Origin of the sequence: Rahnella sp. CFA14(1/10) (assembly GCF_004195095.1) — a bacterium.
GTDB classification, from domain to species: Bacteria; Pseudomonadota; Gammaproteobacteria; order Enterobacterales; family Enterobacteriaceae; genus Rahnella; species Rahnella perminowiae.
In genome coordinates this window covers 1-428 of record NZ_SEWS01000043.1, presented here as the reverse complement: position 1 = coordinate 428, position 428 = coordinate 1, and the positions used below count along the sequence as shown (strand labels likewise).

1 protein-coding gene is annotated in these 428 nt (G+C 56.5%); it reads left to right on the top strand.

Annotated elements, in window-relative coordinates:
- On the top strand, positions 1-364 hold a 364-nt coding region (locus tag EVX52_RS25160), incomplete at its 5' end, for an EamA family transporter (RefSeq protein WP_165385203.1).
- Between the last annotated feature and the right edge of the window lie 64 nt (positions 365-428).

Below are 428 nucleotides of genomic sequence, written 5' to 3'. Positions count from 1 at the left end.
GTCCTCGGGTGGGAATGTCATGATGATCGTTGGGCTACAGATGTTGGTGGAATCAATCTGCCTGGCCGTGACGTCGGTCTTGTTCGAAGACCTGGTCGTCGTCTGGAGCTGGCAATTGCTGGTGGCGTTCGTTTACACGACGCTGGTGCCGGGGCTGGCCGCGACTTGGGTCTGGTTTACATTGGTAAACAAGATCGGAGCCGTGAGGGCCGCGACGTTTCACTTCTTGAACCCCTTCTTTGGTGTGGCGATTGCGGCGGTGCTGCTGGGCGAATATCTGGGTCTTCTGGATGTGGTTGGTGTGGCAATCATGACTATAGGTATCCTGGCCGTTCAATTGTCCAAGCAAGCCGCGAAACCGTGAGGTGCCTCCGGCGGGAGTATTTCGCGCAAGATGAAATCTGGCGGATCAGGTCAGGATGGCAAGC